Origin of the sequence: Halomonas sp. BLK-85 (genome assembly GCF_044792155.1) — a bacterium.
Classification (GTDB): domain Bacteria; phylum Pseudomonadota; class Gammaproteobacteria; order Pseudomonadales; family Halomonadaceae; genus Vreelandella.
Window position 1 is genome coordinate 833872 of sequence record NZ_CP087731.1, and the last position, 23203, is coordinate 857074.

Annotated in this window: 24 protein-coding genes; 21 read left to right on the plus strand and 3 right to left on the minus strand. The window is 58.4% G+C overall.

Going from position 1 to position 23203, the window contains the following annotated elements:
* Positions 1-7: 7 nt before the first annotated feature.
* Positions 8-808, minus strand: a complete 801-nt coding sequence (locus LL947_RS03625) for an SDR family NAD(P)-dependent oxidoreductase (protein WP_499834004.1) — start codon at positions 806-808, stop codon at positions 8-10.
* Between the two features lie 856 nt (positions 809-1664).
* Between LL947_RS03625 and LL947_RS03630 the strand changes: the two genes are divergently transcribed.
* The 9 genes from LL947_RS03630 (at position 1665) to LL947_RS03670 (ending at position 9674) form a co-directional block, all read left to right on the plus strand.
* The gene (locus LL947_RS03630) at positions 1665-2531 is read left to right on the plus strand and encodes an MBL fold metallo-hydrolase (protein WP_499834005.1); all 867 of its coding nucleotides are present in this window, start codon (positions 1665-1667) and stop codon (positions 2529-2531) included.
* A gap of 100 nt (positions 2532-2631) precedes the next feature.
* A complete protein-coding gene (locus LL947_RS03635) occupies positions 2632-4479 on the plus strand; it encodes a SulP family inorganic anion transporter (protein ID WP_290822005.1) in 1848 nt (615 codons plus the stop codon).
* Between the two features lie 75 nt (positions 4480-4554).
* Positions 4555-4743 (plus strand): YgaP family membrane protein, encoded by a 189-nt coding sequence (locus tag LL947_RS03640; protein WP_290822003.1) that lies wholly within the window; start codon positions 4555-4557, stop codon positions 4741-4743.
* A gap of 18 nt (positions 4744-4761) precedes the next feature.
* Positions 4762-5244 carry a YeeE/YedE family protein gene (locus LL947_RS03645; RefSeq protein ID WP_290822014.1) on the plus strand — a complete coding sequence of 161 codons (483 nt, stop codon included), beginning with the start codon at positions 4762-4764 and terminating at the stop codon, positions 5242-5244.
* Positions 5241-5648: a DUF6691 family protein gene (locus LL947_RS03650; protein WP_290822000.1), complete on the plus strand. Its 408-nt coding sequence runs from the start codon at positions 5241-5243 to the stop codon at positions 5646-5648. The genes LL947_RS03645 and LL947_RS03650 overlap by 4 nt, the downstream gene beginning before the upstream one ends.
* 191 nt (positions 5649-5839) lie before the next feature.
* Positions 5840-6523 (plus strand): response regulator, encoded by a 684-nt coding sequence (locus tag LL947_RS03655; RefSeq protein ID WP_290821998.1) that lies wholly within the window; start codon positions 5840-5842, stop codon positions 6521-6523.
* Positions 6520-7851, plus strand: coding sequence for an ATP-binding protein (locus LL947_RS03660; protein ID WP_404416527.1), 1332 nt, complete (start codon positions 6520-6522; stop codon positions 7849-7851). Before LL947_RS03655 ends, LL947_RS03660 begins: the two co-directional genes overlap by 4 nt.
* Positions 7852-7950: 99 nt before the next feature.
* A complete protein-coding gene (locus LL947_RS03665; protein WP_499834006.1) occupies positions 7951-8613 on the plus strand; it encodes a c-type cytochrome in 663 nt (220 codons plus the stop codon).
* 5 nt (positions 8614-8618) lie between these two features.
* Positions 8619-9674: a c-type cytochrome gene (locus tag LL947_RS03670; RefSeq protein WP_499834007.1), complete on the plus strand. Its 1056-nt coding sequence runs from the start codon at positions 8619-8621 to the stop codon at positions 9672-9674.
* 92 nt (positions 9675-9766) lie between these two features.
* Here LL947_RS03670 and dsbG read toward each other — a convergent pair whose 3' ends face one another.
* Positions 9767-10543 (minus strand): thiol:disulfide interchange protein DsbG, encoded by a 777-nt coding sequence (dsbG, locus tag LL947_RS03675; RefSeq protein ID WP_499834008.1) that lies wholly within the window; start codon positions 10541-10543, stop codon positions 9767-9769.
* A 265-nt stretch (positions 10544-10808) separates the two neighbouring features.
* Here dsbG and nrdR point away from each other — a divergent pair, with 265 nt between their 5' ends.
* The 9 genes from nrdR to lon all read left to right on the plus strand — a co-directional run bounded on the left by nrdR (position 10809) and on the right by lon (position 20183).
* Positions 10809-11309, plus strand: a complete 501-nt coding sequence (nrdR, locus tag LL947_RS03680; protein WP_290821988.1) for a transcriptional regulator NrdR — start codon at positions 10809-10811, stop codon at positions 11307-11309.
* A complete protein-coding gene (ribD, locus tag LL947_RS03685; protein ID WP_290821985.1) occupies positions 11306-12448 on the plus strand; it encodes a bifunctional diaminohydroxyphosphoribosylaminopyrimidine deaminase/5-amino-6-(5-phosphoribosylamino)uracil reductase RibD in 1143 nt (380 codons plus the stop codon). The genes nrdR and ribD overlap by 4 nt, the downstream gene beginning before the upstream one ends.
* Positions 12449-12552: 104 nt before the next feature.
* A complete protein-coding gene (gene ribBA / locus LL947_RS03690) occupies positions 12553-13695 on the plus strand; it encodes a bifunctional 3,4-dihydroxy-2-butanone-4-phosphate synthase/GTP cyclohydrolase II (RefSeq protein WP_290821983.1) in 1143 nt (380 codons plus the stop codon).
* A gap of 71 nt (positions 13696-13766) precedes the next feature.
* Complete coding sequence (gene ribH / locus LL947_RS03695; protein WP_290821981.1) at positions 13767-14255, plus strand: 6,7-dimethyl-8-ribityllumazine synthase; 489 nt, start codon at positions 13767-13769, stop codon at positions 14253-14255.
* A complete protein-coding gene (gene nusB / locus LL947_RS03700; RefSeq protein WP_404416537.1) occupies positions 14252-14749 on the plus strand; it encodes a transcription antitermination factor NusB in 498 nt (165 codons plus the stop codon). Before ribH ends, nusB begins: the two co-directional genes overlap by 4 nt.
* A 32-nt stretch (positions 14750-14781) precedes the next feature.
* A complete protein-coding gene (gene thiL, locus LL947_RS03705) occupies positions 14782-15747 on the plus strand; it encodes a thiamine-phosphate kinase (RefSeq protein ID WP_404416540.1) in 966 nt (321 codons plus the stop codon).
* Positions 15744-16217: a phosphatidylglycerophosphatase A family protein gene (locus LL947_RS03710; protein ID WP_290821975.1), complete on the plus strand. Its 474-nt coding sequence runs from the start codon at positions 15744-15746 to the stop codon at positions 16215-16217. Before thiL ends, LL947_RS03710 begins: the two co-directional genes overlap by 4 nt.
* Before the next feature lie 57 nt (positions 16218-16274).
* On the plus strand, positions 16275-17522 hold the full coding sequence (locus tag LL947_RS03715) for a DUF945 family protein (RefSeq protein WP_499834009.1): 1248 nt from the start codon (positions 16275-16277) through the stop codon (positions 17520-17522).
* 132 nt (positions 17523-17654) lie between these two features.
* Complete coding sequence (lon, locus tag LL947_RS03720; RefSeq protein ID WP_499834010.1) at positions 17655-20183, plus strand: endopeptidase La; 2529 nt, start codon at positions 17655-17657, stop codon at positions 20181-20183.
* A 46-nt stretch (positions 20184-20229) separates the two neighbouring features.
* On the opposite strand, the gene nudE is transcribed toward lon, so the two are convergent.
* Positions 20230-20874: an ADP compounds hydrolase NudE gene (nudE, locus tag LL947_RS03725; protein ID WP_499834011.1), complete on the minus strand. Its 645-nt coding sequence runs from the start codon at positions 20872-20874 to the stop codon at positions 20230-20232.
* Positions 20875-20959: 85 nt separating this feature from the next.
* On the opposite strand from nudE, the gene yrfG reads away from it, so the two are divergent.
* Genes yrfG through hslO form a run of 3 tightly spaced genes read left to right on the plus strand, consistent with a single transcriptional unit; the run spans position 20960 to position 22962 of the window.
* Entirely contained in the window at positions 20960-21655 is a 696-nt protein-coding gene (gene yrfG, locus LL947_RS03730; RefSeq protein ID WP_499834012.1) for a GMP/IMP nucleotidase, read from the plus strand.
* Positions 21648-22037 carry a ribosome-associated heat shock protein Hsp15 gene (gene hslR / locus LL947_RS03735; RefSeq protein ID WP_290821966.1) on the plus strand — a complete coding sequence of 130 codons (390 nt, stop codon included), beginning with the start codon at positions 21648-21650 and terminating at the stop codon, positions 22035-22037. Before yrfG ends, hslR begins: the two co-directional genes overlap by 8 nt.
* Positions 22038-22086: 49 nt before the next feature.
* Positions 22087-22962: an Hsp33 family molecular chaperone HslO gene (gene hslO / locus LL947_RS03740; protein ID WP_290821964.1), complete on the plus strand. Its 876-nt coding sequence runs from the start codon at positions 22087-22089 to the stop codon at positions 22960-22962.
* Positions 22963-23203 lie beyond the last annotated feature (241 nt).

Below are 23203 nucleotides of genomic sequence, written 5' to 3' on the forward strand. Positions count from 1 at the left end.
ACCTCCGTCATTTGGTATCTCTTTCAATCCGGCCGAACCCGAGTAAGCGGATAAGGTGCTGAGCGATCGCTGCGGGCAGTACGGCCAGCCACCAGGTGCCAAAATTGAGTGGAAACGGAAAGCTGATGCGCGCCTTGTTGCCTGCGATGCCACGCTGAATCAGTGAAGCGGCCTTGTGTGCCGGCATTTCGAAGGGCTTGGGCCCGGGCATGGCGTTGCACATGGGGGAGGTGACATAGCCGGGCATGATGACGCTGACGCCAATCCCTACGGGTGCCAGCAAGCCGCGCAAGGCTTCTCCATAAGCTTTTATACCCGCTTTGGTGGCGCTGTAGGTCGGCGTGCCGGGCAGGCCATGCCAGCCCGCCAATGAGCTGATAAAGACCAGTTGACCGCTACCTCTGGCGCGCATGCCGGGCACCAGTTGCTGCGCCATGGCCATGGGGACTCTGAGGTTGATATCGACCAGGGACGTCACATCGTCCTCTGGTTCCAGATAGCCAGCCCCCACAGGGTGAGTATTCTGTCCGGCGTTCAGTATGGCGATATCAGGCAGGTGTTGGCGGCTTATTTGCGTCAACCACTCGGCCAGGGCTGTGTCATCTGTTAATTCGACGCCGCTGGTATCGACCAGCGCCCCCCTCGCCCTGCAGCGTTCGGCTACAGCCGCCAGCGTTTCGCTACGGCGGCCATGGAGAACAAGCCGGATTCCGTTCTGGGCGTAGGTGGTTGCCAGCGCACTGCCAATCGCACCTGTTGCGCCAGTAATCAGTATGGTCTGAACTTTTGGTGAAACGGCATTAGTCAAGGGGGGCTCTCGTCAGTGAGGTAACAATGGGCACCTGAGTTTTCACGACCGATTCACCGGGCCCGCCTGCTCAGACAGGGGGCGGCCGGTCGATCATCGGCCAGTCCCGAACGATTATTATAGGCACCATTTTGCCATGTTTAGCTGATAGCGGCTATCGGGATGGCGGTGATACACCCGCAAAAAAAAAGCCCGCCGGGGGGGTGGCGGGCGTCAAAGGGCTTGGCTCACTGCAGCCCATTGGCTAGGGGGAGGGGGTGTACTGTCGCCAATGGGTACAATTTGAGTATAGCTATTTATATGTTTTTGACAAGGCCTTGTATCACTTTTTTTAAGTGAACGTTTTATCGGCACGTCTGGTTGCCAAGTCGACGTTACCGCTGTAATCGGGCGAATCAGCGACCCAGACCATAAAAAAGCCCGCCGGGGGAGGCGGGCATCAAAGGGCTTGGCTCACTGCAGCCCATTGGCTAGGGGGAGGGGGTGTACTAGGTCGCCAATGGGTACAATTCGAGTATAGTTATTTTCACGCTTTTGACAAGGTCTTGTATCACTTTTTTTAAGTGAGCGTCCTGTTGGCGCGTTATGCTCATGGCGCATCTCACGGCCTGACCCTTTTTGGGCCTTGTAAACACCCTTTTGCCTTTCCTGATGCAGGGTCCGCTTGGCCCCTTGTTATCCATGTTTTAATCATTGGGTTTTATATTTCAAAAAAATATAAATATATAACGTTTTTTGAGTTATCCTGTAAGCATACTAACTTTTTCAGCATCGACCTTTGAAAACGGTCATCCAGGACGGTATTTCTTCTCGTGGTGGAAATACACCCAAGGTCTGGTTTCTTATGGAGGCGTGAATGACTTCCCCGCTGGTAACACATTTTTTTGATGAACCTACCAATACGTTCAGCTATGTGGTTCAGGATCCTGACAGCAAGGCCTGCGCGATTCTGGATTCGGTGCTTGATTTTGATTACGCCGCAGGCCGTACCGATGTGCGTTCAGCGGAAGAAATTATTGCCCATGTGCGTGAGCACGACCTTGACGTTGAGTGGATTCTGGAAACCCATGTGCATGCCGATCATCTTTCCGCAGCGCCCTATCTGCATGAGCGGCTAGGCGGCAAGACGGGCATTGGTGCCAACATCACGATTGTCCAGGACGTGTTTGGCAAGGCATTCAATGCGGGCACCGAGTTTGCCCGGGATGGCAGCCAGTTCGATGCGCTGTTCAAGGAAGGCGATACCTTCACCATCGGTGGGCTTGAAGGCCAAGTGCTGCACACGCCAGGCCACACGCCTGCGTGTCTGACCTATGTGATCGGGGATGCCGCCTTTGTGGGTGATACCCTCTTCATGCCTGATTTTGGCACCGCGCGATGTGACTTCCCTGGCGGTGATGCGCGAGCGCTATATCAGTCTATTCAGAAAGTGCTGGCCCTGCCGCCCGACACGCGTCTGTTCATGTGCCATGACTATAAGGCACCGCAGCGTGACGTGTTCAAGCATGAAACCACCGTGGCCGAGCAGCGTGCGGCCAATATTCATGTTCACGACGGGGTCAGTGAAGATGACTTTGTGCGTATGCGCACCGAGCGGGATGCCACCCTGGCCATGCCCAAGCTGATCATTCCGTCGGTGCAGGTCAATATGCGCGGCGGGGATATGCCGCCCGCCGAGGATAACGGCCAGGTATATCTGAAAGTGCCTGTCAACAAGCTTTAAGCGTCGAGTCATCGACAGGCTTGCACCCCAGAGTTTTATCAAGAGGTAACACGGTTGAGCGTTTTATGTGTTGGATTCTCAAGCCCTGTAAGGAGATAGAGTGAACGCGAAACGCTATCTGCCCATCCTGCAATGGCTACCGCATTATCGGCGAGATACGCTGACACGCGACCTGCTGGCTGCAGTGATCGTTACCATTATGCTGATCCCGCAGTCATTGGCGTATGCCATGTTGGCGGGCCTGCCTGCAGAGGTTGGGCTTTATGCCAGCGTGCTGCCGCTGGTGGCCTATGCCGTTTTTGGTACCAGCCGAACATTGGCGGTGGGCCCTGTCGCCGTGGTCTCACTGATGACGGCGGCGGCGTTGGGCAATATCGCCACCCCGGGCAGCGCCGAGTACGTGGGGGCCGCTCTGGTGCTGGCATTGCTTTCCGGGCTGATTCTGACCCTGATGGGGCTGGCGCGTTTAGGGTTCCTGGCCAACTTTCTTAGCCACCCGGTCATCTCCGGCTTTATCACTGCCTCAGGCCTGATCATTGCCGCGGGTCAGCTACGTCATCTGCTGGGTGTCGAGGCAAGCGGTCACAATATGGTGGCGCTCCTGATCGGGTTGGGTCGTGAAGTCGGCAATATTCATCTGGCGACATTTCTGATCGGTCTGGGCACCCTGGTGTTTCTTTACACCACTCGCCGCTGGTTGAAGGGAATCCTGCTCAACCTTGGCGCGCCTGCCATGGTGGCTGACTTGCTGACCAAGGCCGCGCCGATTGTGGCAGTGGCCGTCACAACCTTGGTGACCTGGGGGTTTCAGCTGGACCAGCAGGGTGTCGCCGTTGTCGGGTCAATCCCGGCCGGCCTGCCGCCCATCAGTCTGCCCGGGTTTGAGGTCGGCCTTTGGCAGGAGCTGTTGATGGCCGCGCTGCTGATCAGCATTGTCGGCTTTGTTGAGTCGGTATCGGTGGGCCAGACGCTGGCAGCCAAGCGCCGCCAGCGCATTGACCCCAACCAGGAACTGATTGGCCTGGGCAGCGCCAACCTGGCGGCAGCGTTTTCCGGCGGTATGCCGGTGACCGGGGGCTTTTCGCGTTCGGTGGTGAATTTTGATGCGGGTGCCCAGACGCCTGCAGCCGGCGCCTTCACGGCGGTAGGCATTGGCGTGGCGGCGGTACTGCTGACGCCGCTGATTGCCTACCTGCCGGTGGCCACCCTGGCGGCGACCATCATCATCGCCGTGCTCAGCCTGGTGGATCTGCCCGTTATTGTACGTACCTGGCGCTATTCGCGCAGCGATTTTGCGGCCATGTTCGCCACCATTGCCGTGACCCTGGTCAACGGAGTGGAAAGTGGCATTCTTGCCGGTGTCGGGCTGTCGCTGGCGCTGCACCTGTACCGTACCAGCCGCCCGCATAGCGCAGTGATTGGCCGGGTGCCTGGCAGCGAGCATTTCCGCAACGTGGAGCGCCATCGGGTCGAGACCGTACCATTTCTGTGTATTCTGCGTGTCGATGAAAGTCTCTATTTCGCCAATGCGCGCTACCTGGAAGATACCGTGATGGAAGTGGTCACTCGCCAGCCTGATGTCAAGCATGTGGTGCTGGCCTGTCAGGCGGTCAATGTGATTGATGCCTCAGCGCTGGAAAGCCTTGAGACCATCAATCATCGTTTACAGGATGCGGGTGTGTCACTGCATCTGGCGGAAGTCAAGGGGCCGGTGATGGACCGTCTGCAGACAACGGATTTTTGTAAGGAACTGACCGGCTTTGTATTTTTAAGCACTTACAGCGCCTGGGTCGCCCTGACCCAGCCGTCAAATGCCCTTTACCCCGAACAGGCTATCTGCCCTCAGGCGACATCTTTACCGCTTTCTTTTGAAAGTAATGCGCCCAAATCTCCGGGGTTGACGGTGCAGGGCGTAACAGCAGAACCGGTACATACACGCTCGCTTTAGGTGCCAGGGCGTCCTGGTGACCCGGAGTGAGATCAAAAAGACGTTTTATAGCGTCATGAAATCAAGGAGTTAACTATGAAAACCAACGTTGGTGGTATCGACAAGATTGCACGCATCGTCATTGGTGCCCTGCTGATCCTTCTTGCCCTGACCGGCACGATTGGTGTCTGGGGCTGGATTGGCGTGGTGCCCCTGGCAACCGGTCTTTTGAACACCTGCCCGGCGTATTCCCTGCTGGGTATCAACACCTGTAAAACCAAGTAAGTCGGTTGGCAAAAGCGCATTCAACATAAGGAGAGCAGAGTGGACTGGACGGCAACCCTGCAAGGGCTCGTCGGCGGTATTCTGATTGGGCTGTCAGCCGTCTGGCTGATGGGCACCATGGGGCGTATCGCGGGCATCAGTGGCATCGTGGGTAACCTGTTTACCCAGCGGCCTGAAGGCGATAGCGCCTGGCGTATCACCTTCCTGCTGGGCCTGATCAGCGGACCTCTTTTGGTGATGGCATTGGGCGGCGGCCTGGGTAACGTGGCCAATGCCCCGGGAATGGTCATCGGTGAACCGGCAGGCGGCGTCCTGTTGATGCTGGTTGCCGGCTTTCTGGTGGGTATCGGGACAGGCCTTGGCAGTGGCTGTACCAGCGGTCACGGTGTGTGTGGCCTGTCGCGTCTTTCCGTGCGTTCACTGGTCGCGACGCTGACCTTTCTGGTCACGGCCATCATAACGGTTTACGTGGTTCGCCATGTGATTGGAGGTGGCGCATGAGGATGCTGATGGGCTATGTGGCCGGGCTGCTGTTTGGTTTGGGTCTGGCAATTTCCGGCATGACCGATCCGGCCCGGGTGCTGGGGTTTCTGGATATTGCCGGCGCCTGGGATCCCACTCTGATGTTTGTTCTCGGTGGGGCCGTGGTGACCAGCTTTGTGGGCTATCGTCTGGTGTTCAAGCAGACTGCTCCCCTGTTTGGCGAGCGTTTCCAGTTGCCAACCCGGCAGGATCTGGACGTCAAGCTGCTGGGAGGCGCTGCCCTGTTTGGCATTGGCTGGGGGTTGTCGGGCTATTGCCCTGGCCCTGCAATTGCCTCCATCGGCGGGATTTCATTGCCGTTGGCAGCAATGCTGGTGACCATGGTCATTGGCTGGTTTGCCGCACAGCGAATCACTCGTTAAGGCTTTCGCGCGTGTTTGTTTACTTGGCAAGATAGTTTCTGCACGACTGATGGTGGATTCTTTAGTCGTAATCATACCCCTGCTGACCCGGTTGGCAGGGGTTTTTTTCGTCGTGGCGCCACTCATGAACCCAGGCTTAACGTCTGGTTAATGCTGCCTTGTCATGCTCTTTTTCAAAGAAAGGATCCGTTATGCATGTTTTGCTGGTTGAAGATGACGCTCTGGTGGCCGCTGGCATACGCGCTGGGCTGATGACCTACGATTTTGTGGTCGATCATGTGGTAACCCTGAAGGCAGCACGTCAGGCGTTGGCCACAGTGACCACGGATGTGGTGGTGTTGGACCGCGGTATGCCTGACGGTGACGGCCTGCAGCTGCTTGAAGAGTGGCGTGGCAAGGGCGTACAGATACCGGTGCTGGTGCTGACCGCCAGAGATGCCGTGAGGGACCGGGTCGATGGGCTGCACAGCGGGGCAGATGATTACCTGGTCAAGCCCTTTGATCTTGATGAATTGGTGGCGCGTTTACATGCCCTGCTGCGTCGCGCATCAGGGCGCAGCAGCGGCATTATTGAGCACGGCGCGCTGACCCTTGACCCGGCCGCCCGCGAGGTGATGCTGGATGGCGAACCGGTCACCCTGTCGCGTCGCGAGCTGGTATTACTCGAAGCTTTCCTGCATGCGCCCCGCAGCGTACTCACCGTTGATCAGTTGAAAGACAGCCTTTATGGCATGAATGACGATGTGGAAAGCAATGCGCTTAACGTCCATATCCATCACCTGCGGCGTAAATTGGGCGCCGGTGTGATTGAGACGGTTCGCGGCCTGGGATATCGCCTGGGTAAGCCCTCTAACGCCCGTGGAGATACCCTTTGAGCCTGCGTGTCCGACTGTTGTTGACCCTTGGCGCCACCCTGCTGGTGCTGTGGGGCAGCGCGGCAGCCTGGTTGATGTGGGATCTGGAGGAAAAGGTGGTGGAAACCCTTGATCAGCGTCTGGCCCAGTCGGCACGTATGGTCGCTGGGTTGATGCTGCAGCTCCCGCCTGAGGTATGGGAACAGGCGGACCAGCGGGCGCTGTCGATTCCACCCATTGAGGGGCTGGCCTGTCAGGTACATTCGCCGCGAGGGGAAATCATGGCGCGCACCCATACCGACATGGAAGACATTCTGACCCCTGGCGAGCGTGGCCATGCCTACCGCGAGGAAGGCGACATGACCTGGCGGGTATTCACCTATGAAAGAGGCGGGCTGACGATTACCACCGCCGACCGTATGGATGAGCGCGACATGCTGTTGAGTGACGTCATGCGGGTGGCTGTTGTGCCCTTTGTGGTCGCCCTGGTGGGCAGTCTTCTGGCGTTGTGGCTGGTGGTCTGGCGCGGTCTTGCACCCTTGACGCGCTTGCGCGAATCTCTGGCCAAGCGCCATCCGGATGCACTGGCACCGATTTCCACCTACGGCGTGCCCGCTGAGATTCAGCCACTGATTGAAACCCTGAACGGACTATTGGCGCGGGTGCAGCAGACGATTATCCGTGAGCAGCGCTTTACCAACGATGCCGCTCACGAGCTGAGGACGCCGTTGACCGCGATCAAGACCCACCTGCAGGTTGCCCGGCGGGTAGACGGCGAGGCCGCCGTGGAATCCCTGGCCCAAGCCGAGCAGGGCGTTGTGCGTTTAAGCCGAACGCTGGATCAGCTGTTAATGCTGGCCAGGGTGGAAGGCCGGCTACGCTTTGATGATGGCGAGGAAAGTCATGTGGCCGATGTGGCGGCATGTGCCATGGCCGACTCCCGGGCGTCGGATGCCGAGCGCTTTGTGCTACCCGAGCAGTGGCCTGCGGCGGTGTTGGCAATGCCCAGAGAGCTGGCCATTACCGCCCTGCGTAACCTGCTGGATAACGCCCTTTGCCATGGCCCGAAAGAACTGCCGATCGACGTGGATGCGCGCTGGCTTGAGGACGAGCAGGCAGTGGCCTTCAGGGTAACAGACAGGGGTGAGGGCGTCTCTGAGACAACGCTTGAACAGCTGACCCAGCGTTTCTGGCGTGCCAGTAAGGTACAGGGTAGCGGCCTTGGACTGGCAATAGTGGCGGCCATTGCCGAGCGCTTTGGCGGACGCCTGTGCTTTGACAACGATCCGGGAGGAGGCTTGCTGGCTGAATTCATAGTACCTGCGTCGTTGCTCGCCGATCGTGAGTGAATGGCACAGTTGATGCCTTGATACGCCAATCCCTGCATAGGGGCAGGCATGGGCGATCAAGGGTGCATAATCCAAAATAACAGCATAGGGGAAACCGTGATGAGCAAGAGGATACTGGGCGGGCTCGGCCTGCTACTCGGCGCTGGCTTGAGTGCAGGCAGTGCGCTGGCGCTGGAACCTGGTGATCCACAGCGTGGTCAGGCCGCAGCAGCGACCTGTACTGCCTGTCATCAGGCCAACGGCAGCGGGATGCATGTACCCGGAGGAGAGTCCTGGCCACGCCTGGCAGGCCAGGACGCTGGCTACATTGAAAAGCAGCTGCATGATTTCAAGTCGGGGCGGCGCCAGAACGCCAGCATGATGCCCTTCGCCAATATGCTGGATGACCAGCAGATTGCCGATGTGGCGGCTTATTACAGCCAGATGGAGATAACGCCGGCATCAGGAGGTGAAGAAGCCAGCGATGCTGTCATGGCACGCGGAGAGCAGCTGGCCAACCGCGGCGATTGGGACGATTACATCGTGTCCTGCTCCAGCTGCCATGGCCCGGGGGGGACCGGGGTAGGCAGCGAGTTTCCCGGCGTTGCCAGCCAGCATGCTGGTTACATCAGCGCTCAGCTGCATGCCTGGAAGGACGGTGAGCGCTCAAACGACCCTCAGAATCTGATGGGGGCGATTGCCAAGCGCATGAGCGATGATGACATCGCCGCCGTATCAGCCTGGTATGCCAACCAGGCGCCAGGCGTAGAAGGGGGAGAGTAATAAAAATGAATATATCCAAGAAAAGTCTGGCGCTGGCCGTATCCGGGGTATCTGTTGCCTTGGCAACTGGCATGATGGTCCAAGCCGCTGATGAGAGTGAACAGCAGGAAGCTGAAGGTCCGTATCAGACACTGGTGGAGCTGGGCTACCCGGCACCCAAGGACAACGAACTGGTGCATGTGCCGCCCACCATGGCAGACCTGGAAGAGGCGGATATCCATCCTGAACTCAAGAAGGTGATTCGCCGCGGGTACGAGTTGTTTACCGATACCCAGCAACTGCGCGGCAAGAATGTCTTCAATGACATGAACTGTTCCAGCTGCCATCTGGGTGAAGGCCGACAACCCTATAGTGCGCCGATCTGGCCTGCTGCGGTGACCCTGCCGGATTTTCGTGGCAAGAACCAGCACGTCAACAACCTTGAAGAACGCATTGCCGGCTGCTTTGCCTACTCGATGAACGGCACACCCCCGGAATACGGCAGCGATGACATGCTGGCGCTGTCTGCCTACCACCAGTGGCTGGCGACAGGAGCCCCCATGTATCCTGACCAGCCCATTTACGGGCGTGGTTTCCCGGCGCCGGATCGCCCGGAAGAGCTTAGCTATGCCAACGGCAAGGAGGTCTTTCAGGAGCAGTGCGTTATCTGCCATCAGGAAGACGGCTCAGGGCACTATGAAGACGGCGAGTACGTCTTTCCTGCCACCTGGGGGGATGGCTCCAACAACTGGGGGGCTGGCATCGTACGTACTCACACGGCGGCCGGTTTTATCAAGAACAATATGCCGCTGGGGCAGCCGTTATCGTTATCTGACCAGGACGCCTGGGATGTGGCCTATTATATGACCCAGCAGGAACGTCCTCAGGATCCTCGCTATGCGGGTGACGTCGACGAGGTGCTGGAGCGTTTTGGCGCGACCTTCCACAAGAATTCAAGCTATGGGCAGATTCGCGAGGAAGACAATCACCGTCTGGCGGATCACGCCAACTGGGGCGAAAAAGGCGAGACCGTCGTGCCCTGGAATGTCGGCGAGCCACGTTTTGAAGATCTGCAAGACTGATCATGAAGCGCCAAGACCAAGCCAGAAAAAACGCCTGACGGGGCAACCCGCCAGGCGTTCATTCACTATTCCCCATTTTCACCATTCACCTTTCACCGCGCGCCGCCCATCATCTCTTCCAGGCGTTGCTGGCTGGGCATGCCTTCAATCCGTTCGATGCGTACGACACCCTCCTGCGTCCGGCGTTGAAAGGCGCTGGTGGGGGTGGCGTAAAGGCCAAGTTCTTCAAACAGCTGATTGTTGTCCAATACCTGCTGTTCAATATCACGGGGCTGGGCGCTGACGGCAATCTCTTCACCAAGCTTGTGAGCCGTCAGGGCTTCAGAGGGGCTATCATCCCCGAGTAAGGCGGCCGCCTGGGCAGGGCTTTGGGCCTTGAGTATACCCACCATGATATGGCGCAGCTGAACCTCGCCGGCTTCGATCCAGGGGCGTGCAGCTTCCCAGAGCTGTTGACAGTAAGGGCAGTTGGGGTCAGTAAAGGTATATACCACCCGAGGCGCCTGTGGGTCGCCATCCTGAATCCAGTGGCTTTCCTCCAGCAGTTGCCAGGTCTGGGCTTCCAGCGGGGCACGCACATGTTCATCCAGCTGGGGGGCTGTCAGGTCGTTGCCTTCGCTGTCCATCAGAGTGCCAACGATGGCGTGTTCGCCGTCAGGGGTCAGGTAAATGGCCATTTCGCGCCCCTGGGCGCTGGCACCAAAGCCTGTCAATCCCCCTGGGGCGCTGAACTGACTGTGTATCTCGATACCTCTTTCGGTTAACGCATCGACAGGGGCGGGCAGTGGTGTTTGATTGGCAGCTGCCTGGCCTGTCAGCAAGCTGAAAGCTACCAGTAGCGGCGTTAGTCGGAAAAACAATGTCAGCATGGGGCGAGTGCTCTTCAATGGAATCTGGAATTGAGTGTTTCAAGATACAACATCCTGGTGTCGGACGGGGTAGCAAAACGCGTTTCCAGTATGGCAACGCCGGGTTAGCTACTGATTATATGCAGAGGCTTTTATCGCCTTGTGAATGCCAAAGACTGCAATAAAGCGGCTAAATCGCTACAATACCTGGATATTTGGTTTGCCAGTCGCGTATGCCTGGATGTCAGCGACATCCGTTCGCAACTTTCGATAACAGGTTGATGCCATGCATTGCCCCTTTTGTGGTGCTCACGATACCCGAGTCACAGACTCCCGCCTGGTTGCTGATGGCGATCAGGTTCGCCGCCGTCGCCAGTGCGCGGCCTGCCATGAACGCTTTACAACCTATGAAACCGCCGAGTTGATCATGCCTCGCGTGGTCAAATCTGACGGTTCCCGAGAAATGTTCGATGAAAGCAAGCTACGCGCCGGCATGTTGAGAGCCCTGGAAAAACGTCCGGTCAGCGCAGAGGCAACCGAAGCGGCAATCGAGCGCATTCGTCAGGTGCTGCGTGCGCGAGGGGACCGGGAAATCAATGCGCTGGATATCGGCGAGTTTGTGATGCAGGCGCTGAAGACCCTGGATCAGGTCGCCTATATCCGTTTCGCTTCTGTTTACCGCAAGTTTCAGGATCTGGATGAATTCCGTGCTGAAATAGATCGCCTCTCCCAGGAGCCAGGTGGGGAGGAAAGCGTCTCCGCAAAGCCGCCGCGAGGTACGCAGTGAGCCCCTTTTCCCAGCAGGACCATAGCTACATGGCGCGGGCGCTGCATCTGGCCGGGCGTGGCCTCTACACAACGCCCCCTAACCCCCGGGTTGGCTGTGTCATTGCCCGCGAGGGTGACGTTGTCGGTGAAGGCTATCATCAGCGCGCAGGTGAAGATCACGCTGAAGTGCATGCCCTGAAAGACGCCGGTGAGCGCGCTGAAGGGGCGACGGCCTACGTCACTCTGGAACCCTGTTCGCATACCGGGAGAACAGGCCCCTGCGCGGTGGCCCTGCACAGGGCGGGTATCAGACGCGTGGTGGTTGCCATGATAGACCCTAACCCACAGGTCAGCGGGCGGGGTATCCAGATGTTACGTGATGCCGGTGTGACCGTGGATGTGGGCCTGTTGGAAGACGATGCCCGCTGCCTTAACCCAGGTTTCGTATCGCGAATGGAGCGTCAACGCCCCTTTGTACGCCTGAAAATGGCGATGAGTCTGGATGGCCGCACGGCCATGGGGTCAGGGGAGTCACAATGGATTACCGGCCCCGAGGCGCGCCGCCAGGTGCAGCAATTGCGGGCACGTTCAAGTGCCATCCTGAGCGGGGTGGAATCGGTCATCATGGACGATTCGCGCCTGACAGTGCGCAGCGCCGAGCTGGGGCTGGCAGAGGCTGATGCTATCGTGCATCGCCAGCCGCTGCGGGTCATTCTTGACACTTATCTGCGTTTGCCGCTTGCCGCGGCCTGCCTGATGGCACCTGGCCGCACCCTGATCATGACAACGCCGGCAGGCAGTGCCGAAAAGCGCGCCAGGCTTGAACAGGCGGGCGCCGAGGTTCAGGTGCTGCCTGCCGGTGAGGATGGCCGCGTTGAACTGGTCGGCATGCTGGCCTGGCTGGCTGAGCATGAGCAGGTTAACGAACTGCTGGTGGAAACCGGGGCTACCCTGTCCGGCGCCATGCTGGATGCAGGTCTGGTCGATGAACTGCAGCTTTTTATGGCACCGACCCTGCTGGGGGGAGATGCCCGCGGTCTTTTCAATCTGTCAGGCATCGCACGTATGGCGGATCAGCGGCAACTGACGATTCATGATATCCGCGCAGTCGGGCGCGATTGGCGGATCATAGCGTCGCCTGCCACTCAAGGGCAGTGACGCAAACCACCAGGGTCAACAGACGCTAGGGCCTAGCGCAGTGAGCCGAGTCAAGGTACCCTGACGCGCACATCGCACTAATGCGACTCAGACTGGGAGATTTCATGGCGCACTCCTCTGGGGGTTTGGCCCCTATCGCAGAATTAATCGACGATATTCGCCAGGGCAAGATGGTGATCCTGATGGATGATGAGGATCGCGAGAACGAAGGCGACATCATCATGGCGGCTGAGAAAGTCCAGGCCGAGCATATCAATTTCATGGCACGTCATGCCCGCGGGCTTATCTGTCTGCCGATGACCCGTGCGCGCTGCGAGCAGCTGAACCTGCCGTTAATGGTCAGGGACAACGGTTCCGGCTTTGGCACCAAGTTCACTCTTTCTATTGAAGCAACGGAAGGAGTCACGACGGGGATTTCCGCAGCAGATCGTGCGCGTACTGTGCAGGCCGCCGTTGCCGCGAATGCTCAGCCGGCCGATATTGTCCAGCCGGGGCATATCTTTCCGTTGATGGCAGAGCCGGGTGGCGTCTTGCGGCGTGCCGGGCATACCGAAGCGGCCTGCGATCTGTCCGCGCTGGCGGGGTGTGACCCCAGCGGTGTGATCTGCGAAATCATGAACGACGATGGCAGTATGGCTCGGCGCCCTGAGCTGGAAACCTTTGCGCAGACCCATGGCATCAAGATGGGCACGATTGCCGATCTGATTCATTATCGTATTATCAATGAGCAGACGGTCGATCATGTGGAAGCGCTGCCCCAGCCAACCGCCTTCGGTGAGATGACCTTGCACGTGTTTCGCGACCGTATCCAGGGTGCCCACCACCTTGCGCTGGTCAACGGTCAGCCGAGTCCGGATCAACCCACCACGGTGCGCGTTCATCTGGCCGACACGCTGCGCGATATCATGGGCCTGATGAAGGATGGCAAGCAGCGCTGGGGCGCCCAGCGATCGCTGGCTGAAATCGGCGATTCGGCACCCGGTGTGTTCGTGCTGATTGATGATTCACGCCCGCATCAGGATCTTAAAGACCAGCTGGATATTCTGCTCGATCGGGTACGTCAGCCACGCTCCAGTGATTCGGATGGCGCAGGTAACTATCTGACCATTGGCACAGGGTCGCAGATTCTTCGTCATCTGGGCGTTGGCAAGATGCGTTTGCTCAGTTCGCCGTGGAAGTTTTCGGCGCTTTCCGGTTTTGACCTGGAAGTGGTTGAACGCCTGAACCCTGACGACAGCCACCCATAGACGCGGCACCAAGCCTGGCGGGTCAGCCAGACTCATTTTTAGCAGGATTCATTTTAAGCAGGTAATGATTGATGGAACCCCTTTCTCAAGTTGAAGGCAATTTCTTTGATGTTGGTGGCCGTTACGTGATTGTGGTTGGCCGCTTCAACCACCACGTGGTCGATAGTCTGGTGGAAGGCGCGGTGGACAGCCTCGTGCGCCACGGCGTTGATAGCGAGCAGATCCAGATTGTTCATGTGCCCGGTGCCTGGGAATTGCCACTGGCGGTCAAGAAGGTGCTCAAGACGGTCAACCCGGATGCGGTGATTGCCCTGGGCGCGGTGATTCGTGGTGGCACCCCGCATTTTGAATACGTTGCCGGCGGCTGCAATACCGCGATGAACTCCCTGCAGCTTGAGTTTGATACGCCGGTCGCTAACGGTGTATTGACCGTCGAATCGATTGAACAGGCTATCGAGCGCGCCGGCACCAAGGCAGGCAATAAAGGCACGGAAGCGGCCATGGCGGCAATGGAAATGGTCTCCTTGCTACGCGCGCTTTCTCCGGAGGCCGCGCAATGACCCAACCCCGTAAACCGACTGCCGCTCAGGAAGGCCGTCATGCGGCCCGCGAGCTGGCCGTGCAGGGGCTGTATCAATGGCAGATGACCGGTAAGTCGATGACGTCGATTGAAGCCGAGTTTCGCAGCCAGACGCCGGATGACGATCTGGAAGACCACGAGAACTGGGCCAAGGTCATGCAGATCGCCGATCAGGCGCTGTTCCACGATCTGCTGCATAACACGGCACGCTTCAGGGAAGAGCTGGATCGCGATATCGCACCGCTGCTGGATCGCCGCCTGGTCGATCTGGATGCTGTCGAGCTGGCGATCCTGCGCCTGGGGGCGTACGAGCTGGCCAAGCGCCACGAGGTGCCGTACCGCGTGGTGATCAATGAAGGGGTCGAGCTGGCGAAATCCTTTGGCGCCACAGACGGCCATAAATATGTCAATGGCATTCTGGATAAACTGGCCAGCCGTCTGCGTAGTGCTGAAGTCAGCGCGCGTCGGCGCTGATTGGCGCCTGCCTGGGTGATCAAGGGGGCAAGGTGTTAGCCGAATTTGATCTGATCCAAGAGTTCTTCACAACCGCTGCAGGTGAAGGCGTTGCCTTGGGCGTGGGTGACGATGCCACCTTGCTGACGCCTACCGCCGGCCAGCAGCTGGTGGTCAGCGTGGACACGTCTGTGGTGGATGTGCATTTTCCCGCCGATGCACCGGCCCATGCAGTGGGTCATCGTGCATTGGCGGTCGCGCTTTCTGATCTGGCGGCGATGGGTGCGCAATCACGTTGGTGCCTGATGGCGCTGGCGCTTGACCAGCGCACATGGGCAGATGCCGTCACCGGTCGCGCCTGGATGCACGCCTATTCAGAGGGCTTCCTGGCGCTGTGCTCACGCCATGACACCGGCCTGGTGGGAGGCGATGTTACCGCCGGTCAGCTGGCGATCAGTGTGACCGTGATGGGCGAGGTTGCCAGCGGACAGGCGCTGACCCGTCACGGTGCCCGCCCGGGGGATATCATCGCCGTCACCGGTGCCCTGGGAGGTGGAGCAGGGGGGCTTGCGCTCTGGCAACAGGGAGAGCGTGACCTGGCGCATCCTCTGATAAAGCGCTATCTGCTGCCCACGCCACGCCTGGCGGCAGGGCAGGCGCTGAGCGGAGTGGCGTCGGCAGCGCTGGATATCTCTGATGGGCTGCTGGCCGATCTGGGACATTTGCGGCGGGCGTCAGGCGTTGGCGCTGAGCTTGATGCCGATGCCCTTCCCCTGGTTGAGGGGTTGCAGGATGCGCTGGGTCAGTCAGGTGCACGGCAGGCGGCACTTAGCGGCGGCGATGACTATGAGCTGCTGGTCAGTATCCCGCCAGACCATTGGCGAGAGGCTTGCTCGACCCTGGCCCGCCTGGGCATTCCCTTGACAGCAATTGGCCAATGTGTCGACACGCCAGGGGTCAGCGGTGTAATGTCTGAATGCCAGGATGGCTGGCAACATTTTGTGGGAGAAACGCCATGAATAAAGCGCCTGCGAGCGTTTGGCGGCGCCCCACGCATTTTTTTGCCTTTGGTCTAGGCAGTGGTGTCGTGCCTTTTGCGCCAGGTACCTTTGGTACTCTGGCAGCCATTCCCTTCTACTGGCTGATGGCGGACCTGCCCTTTGGCTGGTACATGGGAATTATTGTCGTCACCTTCATCGTGGGTGTATGGCTATGTGACAAGACTTCCAGGGACCTGGGAGTTCACGATCATTCCGGCATAGTCTGGGACGAATTTGTCGGTTACTGGATTACCATGGCCGCTGTGCCCTTTTCCTGGGAGTCCGCACTCTGGGGATTTGTGGTATTTCGCATCTTCGATGTGTTCAAACCCTGGCCGATACGCTGGGCTGACCGCCGTGTGGCCGGTGGTTTTGGCATCATGATTGACGATGTAATGGCCGGTTTATATGCCTGGAGTACCATGCATTTATGGTTCTGGTTGCATTGATTGGTGTTGCCGTCCTGACGGTGTTCCCGTCAAGGCGGTGTTCCCGGGAGTGGCATCATGCGCAAGGAACGACTTGTTGTCCCCATCATAGCCTCTTTGGCGGCCCTGTGGATGGCAGCTCAGCTGCTTTCCAGTATTCTGTTCGAATACAGTCTGCGCCAGGCACTGAGTGACCTGAATGCCCGCGGTGAGTGGCGTATGCAGCGGGTGGAAAGCCACCCTGGCTGGCTGTCCTCCAACGGGCGCATCGTTATTTCGCCACTGCTGGGGCGACCCTGGCGACTGGAAGTGCCCTACCAGGCGCGTCATGGCATTTTGAGCACTGCTATTGAAGGTGATTTGCTGCCCAGGCTGGATACCCGGTTGCAGCAGGCGGTGGGAGATGTGTCAGTGCCTTTTTATCCACGTTGGCAGGGGCGTTATTACACCCTGGGCGGGCGAACCGAACTGCGCCTGGCGCTGGCGCCGTTGATTATTGAGCAAAACGGCCGTGAGCTGGATATAAGAGATGCCAGGGTACGTATTGAAGGCGTCTATGGTGATTGGCGCGTGAATGCCAGCCTGGATCAGCTCACCCTGAGCGATGGCGAAGCCGGCCTGCAGCTTGGTCCGGTCGAGCTTGAAAGTCGTTATACCTACATCGAAGATGCCTACCATTTCAATCAGCGTGACCATCTGCATATCAGTACCCTGAGTCTTGACCATCCGGAGCTTGATCTTGAGATTCAGCCTCTTGATCTACATAGCGAAATGCACCTTGATGAACGCGAGCTGAGAGTCACAGGCGAGCTTGTCATTGGTGATACCGTGTTGAAAGAGGACGCCCCGGACACGCCTATTCTAAAGGGAAGAGTTGCCGCTGAACTGTCACGTATCAATGCGGATTCGGTGCGTCAGATATTTACCAGGTTGAGCCAGGAAGCCGCCTGGGGGGATACCGCCATGCCAGTGGCAGATGGCCTGTTAACCCGCCTGGAACCGCTGATGCTGGAGGCGCTTCAGGACTCTCCTCGGCTGGATATCACTACCATAAACCTCCAAAGCCCGCTGCTGGAGATCAATGCCAGCGCAAGCGGCGCGCTGTTTTTTGATGCTCGGGATCTTCAGGAGCTGAGCCTTGTGGATGCGGACAATGAAGCCATGCAGGCGCGTTGGCGTTCCCGCCTGGACGGTGATATCACCTGGGAAGATGCGCCCTCGATAGCCGCTCTGTGGCTAGGGCTGCCGATAGGTACCCGGTCGTTGACGTTTGATCTTGTCGCTGGAAACTGGCGCGTCAACGGTCGCCCGCTGCCCGAATTCTGAAGGGAGACGCCGGGCTGGCCTGCCAGGCGCCAGCGATTTTGTTACCCCGCCTTGAAGTTTGTGATGCTCGCCCGCATTTTTTAAGCAACAACGGGCGGCGATCATGCCGCCGATTTATTGAATGGAGGGCGCATGAGCGACCAGGACTTCAATCATCCTCACGACACCGACGAACACGACCGTCATACCCGTGACCGCGATGACAGCACTGACCAGGATAATACAGGTCAGGCAAACGATGCTCCCGAGTGGCTGGCCGAAGAGGAAACGTCAGCCTATGAAGCATCGTCATCAGAGGGCTTCCGCTCAGACGGTGAAGAAGTTAATTCACTGATTTCGGCGAGTGACGCCCTGCCAGAACGCATCTACTTGCTGCCGATTCATAACCGGCCATTTTTCCCTGCCCAGGTTCAGCCCCTGGTGATCAACCGTGAACGCTGGGAAGAGACCATGCGCCGGGTCGGCAATACGCCCCATCACACCATTGGTGTCGCCTTTGTTGGCGAGGCCGGCCTGGATGGGCTCAGTGAGGACGATTTCCCGGAGGTGGGAACCGCCGTCAAGGTTCACAAGCTGAAAAGTGAAGATGAGCAGGTGCAGTTTATTGCTCAGGGGTTGCAGCGTTTCAAGATTCAGCGCTGGTTATCCCGGACACCGCCGTATCTGGTCGAGGTCAGCTATCCCAAGGAACCCGTTGATGCGGAAAATGAGGAAACCCGCGCTTACGCCATGGCGATTATTAACGGCATCAAGGAGTTGTTGCCGATCAATCCGCTCTATGGCGAAGAGTTGAAGCATTACCTCAACCGTTTCAGTCCCAATCAGCCGGGGCCATTGACGGACTTTGCCGCCGCGATTACGTCTGCCAAGGGCCCTGAGCTTCAGGACGTACTGGCTACCTTGCCGGTCAGCGAGCGGATGCAGAAAGTCTTGCCGCTGCTGCGCAAGGAGATCGACGTTGCCCAGCTGCAAAGCGAGATCAGCGAGCAGGTCAACGCCCAGATGGAGGAGCGCCAGCGAGAGTTTTTCCTGCGCGAACAGCTCAAGGTCATCCAGCGTGAGCTGGGCATTTCCAAGGATGACCGCGAAAACGATGTGGATACCTTTCGCGCCCGTCTGGAACACCTGACGGTGCCCGAACGGGTACAGGAGCGCATTGACGATGAGCTTAACAAGCTCAGCGTACTGGAGACCGGCTCGCCGGAATACGGCACCACGCGTAACTATCTGGATTGGCTGACCTGCCTGCCCTGGGGCGTCACCAGTGATGACAAGCTGGATCTGTCGCATGCCCGTACGGTGCTGGACCGTGACCATGACGGTCTCAAGGACGTCAAGGAGCGCATTATCGAGTTTCTTGCCGAAGGTACCTTCAAGGGGGATGTCGGTGGCTCCATGGTGTTGCTGGTGGGTCCGCCGGGGGTAGGTAAAACCTCGGTTGGCCGCTCAATCGCGGAAGCCCTGGGGCGCGAGTTCTATCGCTTTTCAGTCGGCGGCATGCGCGATGAGGCTGAAATCAAGGGGCATCGGCGCACCTATATCGGCGCCATGCCGGGCAAGTTGGTGCAGGCATTCAAGGACGTCGCGGTTGAGAACCCGGTCATCATGCTGGATGAAATCGACAAGCTGGGTCAGTCCTATCAGGGCGATCCTGCGTCAGCCCTGCTGGAAGTGCTCGACCCTGAACAGAATGTGGATTTTCTGGATCATTATCTGGATGTCCGCATGGATCTCTCCAAGGTACTGTTTGTGTGTACGGCCAATACCCTGGACTCGATCCCCGGCCCCTTGCTGGACCGCATGGAGCAGATTCGGCTGTCAGGTTATATCGCAGAGGAAAAAGTTGCGATCGCCAAGCACCATCTGTGGCCCAAGCTGCTCAAGCGCGACAACCTGAGCAAAAAACGCATCAACCTCACCGATGCGGCACTCAGGCAGGTGATTGAAGGTTATGCCCGGGAAGCCGGTGTGCGCCAACTGGAAAAGCAGCTGCATCGGATTGTGCGCAAGGCCGCGGTCAAGCTGCTGGAGAATGACCAGCAAACCGTCAAGGTGTCGATCAATAATCTGGAAGAGTTTCTCGGTGCACCGATTTTCCGCAAGGAAAAAGTGCTTAAAGGCGAGGGCGTGGTCACCGGGCTTGCCTGGACCTCGATGGGCGGTGCGACGCTGCCGATTGAAGCCACCAAGGTGCACAGCCTGGATCGTGGCTTCAAGCTGACCGGCAAGCTGGGCGATGTCATGCAGGAGTCAGCCAATATTGCCTATAGCTACACGCTGGGCCATCTGCAGGCGCACGGCGCTGACGCGGATTTTTTTGATTCGGCCTTTGTGCACCTCCACGTGCCTGAAGGAGCGACACCCAAGGACGGCCCCTCTGCCGGGGTGTCGATGACCACTGCCTTGCTGTCACTCGCCAGGCATCAGTCGATAAACCGTCCTCTGGCGATGACCGGCGAGCTGACACTCACCGGTCAGGTGTTACCGGTCGGCGGCATTCGTGAAAAAGTGATTGCCGCCCGGCGCAGCGATATCTTTGAGGTGATTCTGCCCGAGGCCAACCGGCGCGACTATGCCGAACTGCCGGATTACATTACCGATGGTGTCACCGTGCACTTTGCGGAGCATTATCAGGACGTTGCCGACGTTGTGTTTGGGTAGCGCCTGCACCTCACGGCCGAGTGCCGTGAGGAAACGTCAACAGACCCTAGAAAAGCCCCTGGTCGTGGCTGCTTTCCTCGCCCTTGACCTTGTCGCGCGCAATATACAGGGCGGCAATTGCGCGGGCCTCGTGAAAATCCTCGCGCAACAGCAGGGCGGGCAGCTCTTCCAGGGCGTGCGTTTCAACAATCAGGGGTTCCGGCTCGTCGCCCGGCAGGCGCTTGGGATACAGGTCGGTGGCCAGCAGAACCTGCATACGGTGGCCCATATAGTTGGGCGCCAGAGAAAGCTCAGCCAGCGGCTCGATGCAGTGGGCGCCAAAGCCGCACTCTTCCATCAACTCGCGGTTGGCAGCGGTCACCATGTCCTCTCCGGGGTCGACCAGGCCCTTGGGTAGCGAAAGGATATACTCCTCGAACCCGGCGGCATATTCACGAATCATCAGCACATGCTGGGGGTCTGGCATGGCCACTATCATGACAGCGCCCCTTTGACTGCCGGTCAGCCGTTCGAATGTGCGCTCTTCACCGTTGGAAAAACGCAGATCAAGGGACTCTACCTCGAAAAGCCGGCTACGGGTTACCTTGTGGCAAGCCAGTATCCTGGGTTTCTGCAGGTATTGGGTGTTACCTTGCTCATCTGATGCTGATGGGTCTGGGTGTGACGCTGAAGAGGAATCAAGCGATGACATCTGCGGCCTCCGTGGCTGGTGCTGGGTTAATTGCGGTACAATAACACTGTTTTGAATTCACGTTTTGACCCGGGCAGGAGTTGACATGATCGACTGGCAGACAATAGATACCGTGCTTCTGGATATGGATGGCACCCTGCTTGACCTGCACTTTGATAGCCATTTCTGGCTTGAACATCTGCCGCGTCGCTATGTCGAGCTGCATCAGCTGGATGAAGCCTCGCAAGCGCGATTGTCGAAAGCGCAACTGATTGCACGTATCACCGACATGCGGGGCACCCTGAGCTGGTACAGCCTGGATTACTGGAGCCAGGAACTGGGAGTGGACATCATCGCCCTCAAGCGGGAGGTCCAGCACCTGATTGGCCTGCGCGGCGACGCCCTGGATTTTCTGCAATGGCTTAAAACCCGGCACCCCCGTGTCATTCTGGCCACCAATGCAGACCGCGCAAGCCTGGCACTCAAACTGCCGCTGACGGGGCTGGAAAGCTATCTGGATGCAATCGTCTCTTCCCAGGATGTGGGCGCCGCCAAGGAAGAACAGGCTTTCTGGTTTGCCCTGCAGGAGATAGAGCCCTTTGACCCAGCCCGTACCCTGTTTATTGACGATAACCCCAGGGTGCTGGAAAGTGCGCGTGAATTCGGTATCCGTTATCTGCTGGGTATCCGCGAGCCTGACAGTCAGCGCCCGGAAAAAGTGCTCAAGGAATTTGTGGCACTCGATCGTTTTGCAGACCTGATGCAGCCTTCACCAACCGCTTCGGAGTATTGCGATGAGTGATAGCGTTCGACTTGATAAATGGCTGTGGGCCGCACGATTTTTCAAGACCCGCGCCCTGGCCAAGAAAGCCATTGAAGGTGGCAAGGTTCAGTATGATGGTGCACGGGTCAAGACCAGCAAGAGTGTCGAGCTGGGAGCCCTGATTCGCGTACCTCAGGGGTGGGATATCTACGAGGTAGAAGTGCTGTCGCTGTCTGACCAGCGCCGTGGCGCGCCGGAAGCCCGCAAGCTGTACGCTGAAACTGAAGACAGCGTCCAGCGGCGTCACAAAGAGGCCGAAGCCCGCCGCCTGACCAACGAAGTGATGCAGCACCCGCTCAAGCGCCCGGATAAAAAGCAACGGCGTGATATTCAGCGTTTTCAGCGTCAGCAGGGCGAGTGACGCCCTATCTGCTGATTGCTGGCCTTTCAATTTTCTACCGGTTGCCTCTATGCCTGACCAAATTCAACGTTTCCTGTTTGACCAAACCAATGTGCGCGGTGAGATTGTCACCCTCGAGCAGGCGTATCACGAAGTGCTCGATCGCCATGCGTATCCGCAGGCGGTTAACACCTTGCTGGGCGAACTGCTCGCGGCCGTTGGCCTGCTGACCGATACCGTCAAGCTGGATGGCACTCTGAGTATCGAAGTGCGCGGCCAGGGGGCGCTGTCATTGTTGATGGCCGAATCCAACCCCGGGGGAGAGCTACGTGCGATTGCCCGGGTAGCCGAAGGTGCCGCCTTGCCGGACGGTGAAGCCGCTTTCCGTGAACTGGTCGGTAACGGCCAGATAGTCATCACCCTGGACCCCAGGGACGGCAATCGCTATCAGGGCATTGTGGCGCTGGACCATGAGGATCTGGCCGGGTGCCTGGAAGCCTATTTCAGTCAATCCGAACAGCTGCCCACCCGGATGTGGCTGGCGGCCGATGGCAAGCGCGCGGGTGGCCTGCTGTTGCAGCGTCTGCCCAGTGAAGCCCAGAACCAGGACGTCGATGCCTGGGAGCGCAGTGTGCACCTGGCGTCCACCATCAAGCGCGAGGAAATACTCGGGCTTGAGCAGCGCGAGGTGCTCTATCGGCTCTATCATGAAGAGACTGTCCGCGTGTTTGAACCCAAGGCACTGCGCTTTGGCTGCACCTGCTCCCGTGAGGGCATGGCCAATGCCTTGCTGAGCCTGGGGGCCGACGAGTTGCGTGATATCCTGGCCGAGCAGGGCGCCATCGACACCCAATGTCATTTCTGCCACACGGAATATCACTACACTGCGGCCGAAGTGGAAACGCTTTTGGAAGATCCGACGGCCCCGCCCCCCACCATTCACTGAAAATGTAGTCGTGGACGAATGCCATTCGGCGCTGAGTGTCTGCTGATAAGCCATTGGATAATCAGCTGACTTGGTCCTCCTGTCGAACAGTTGTTTTAACTGGGCTTCGCGCTGCAGCACAAAATGTTGTGTGCATGTTGTAGTTTAACTACAGAATCTTTGCCTTAAGCCTCCATTTTCCGGGGGCTTTCTTTTTGTCATAATGCTCGCGATTTTAGCGTACCCGACCAGGTCAAGCCGG

Excerpts from the sequence above, each read along its gene's own strand:
- LL947_RS03630 (WP_499834005.1), top strand. The coding sequence starts at position 1,665 with ATGACTTCCCCGCTGGTAACACATTTTTTTGATGAACCTACCAATACG.
- LL947_RS03640 (WP_290822003.1), top strand. The coding sequence starts at position 4,555 with ATGAAAACCAACGTTGGTGGTATCGACAAGATTGCACGCATCGTCATT.
- LL947_RS03650 (WP_290822000.1), top strand. The coding sequence starts at position 5,241 with ATGAGGATGCTGATGGGCTATGTGGCCGGGCTGCTGTTTGGTTTGGGT.
- LL947_RS03655 (WP_290821998.1), top strand. The coding sequence starts at position 5,840 with ATGCATGTTTTGCTGGTTGAAGATGACGCTCTGGTGGCCGCTGGCATA.
- LL947_RS03665 (WP_499834006.1), top strand. The coding sequence starts at position 7,951 with ATGAGCAAGAGGATACTGGGCGGGCTCGGCCTGCTACTCGGCGCTGGC.
- LL947_RS03670 (WP_499834007.1), top strand. The coding sequence starts at position 8,619 with ATGAATATATCCAAGAAAAGTCTGGCGCTGGCCGTATCCGGGGTATCT.
- dsbG (WP_499834008.1), bottom strand. The coding sequence starts at position 10,543 with ATGCTGACATTGTTTTTCCGACTAACGCCGCTACTGGTAGCTTTCAGC.
- nrdR (WP_290821988.1), top strand. The coding sequence starts at position 10,809 with ATGCATTGCCCCTTTTGTGGTGCTCACGATACCCGAGTCACAGACTCC.
- ribBA (WP_290821983.1), top strand. The coding sequence starts at position 12,553 with ATGGCGCACTCCTCTGGGGGTTTGGCCCCTATCGCAGAATTAATCGAC.
- ribH (WP_290821981.1), top strand. The coding sequence starts at position 13,767 with ATGGAACCCCTTTCTCAAGTTGAAGGCAATTTCTTTGATGTTGGTGGC.
- nusB (WP_404416537.1), top strand. The coding sequence starts at position 14,252 with ATGACCCAACCCCGTAAACCGACTGCCGCTCAGGAAGGCCGTCATGCG.
- LL947_RS03710 (WP_290821975.1), top strand. The coding sequence starts at position 15,744 with ATGAATAAAGCGCCTGCGAGCGTTTGGCGGCGCCCCACGCATTTTTTT.
- LL947_RS03715 (WP_499834009.1), top strand. The coding sequence starts at position 16,275 with ATGCGCAAGGAACGACTTGTTGTCCCCATCATAGCCTCTTTGGCGGCC.
- lon (WP_499834010.1), top strand. The coding sequence starts at position 17,655 with ATGAGCGACCAGGACTTCAATCATCCTCACGACACCGACGAACACGAC.
- nudE (WP_499834011.1), bottom strand. The coding sequence starts at position 20,874 with ATGTCATCGCTTGATTCCTCTTCAGCGTCACACCCAGACCCATCAGCA.
- yrfG (WP_499834012.1), top strand. The coding sequence starts at position 20,960 with ATGATCGACTGGCAGACAATAGATACCGTGCTTCTGGATATGGATGGC.
- hslR (WP_290821966.1), top strand. The coding sequence starts at position 21,648 with ATGAGTGATAGCGTTCGACTTGATAAATGGCTGTGGGCCGCACGATTT.
- hslO (WP_290821964.1), top strand. The coding sequence starts at position 22,087 with ATGCCTGACCAAATTCAACGTTTCCTGTTTGACCAAACCAATGTGCGC.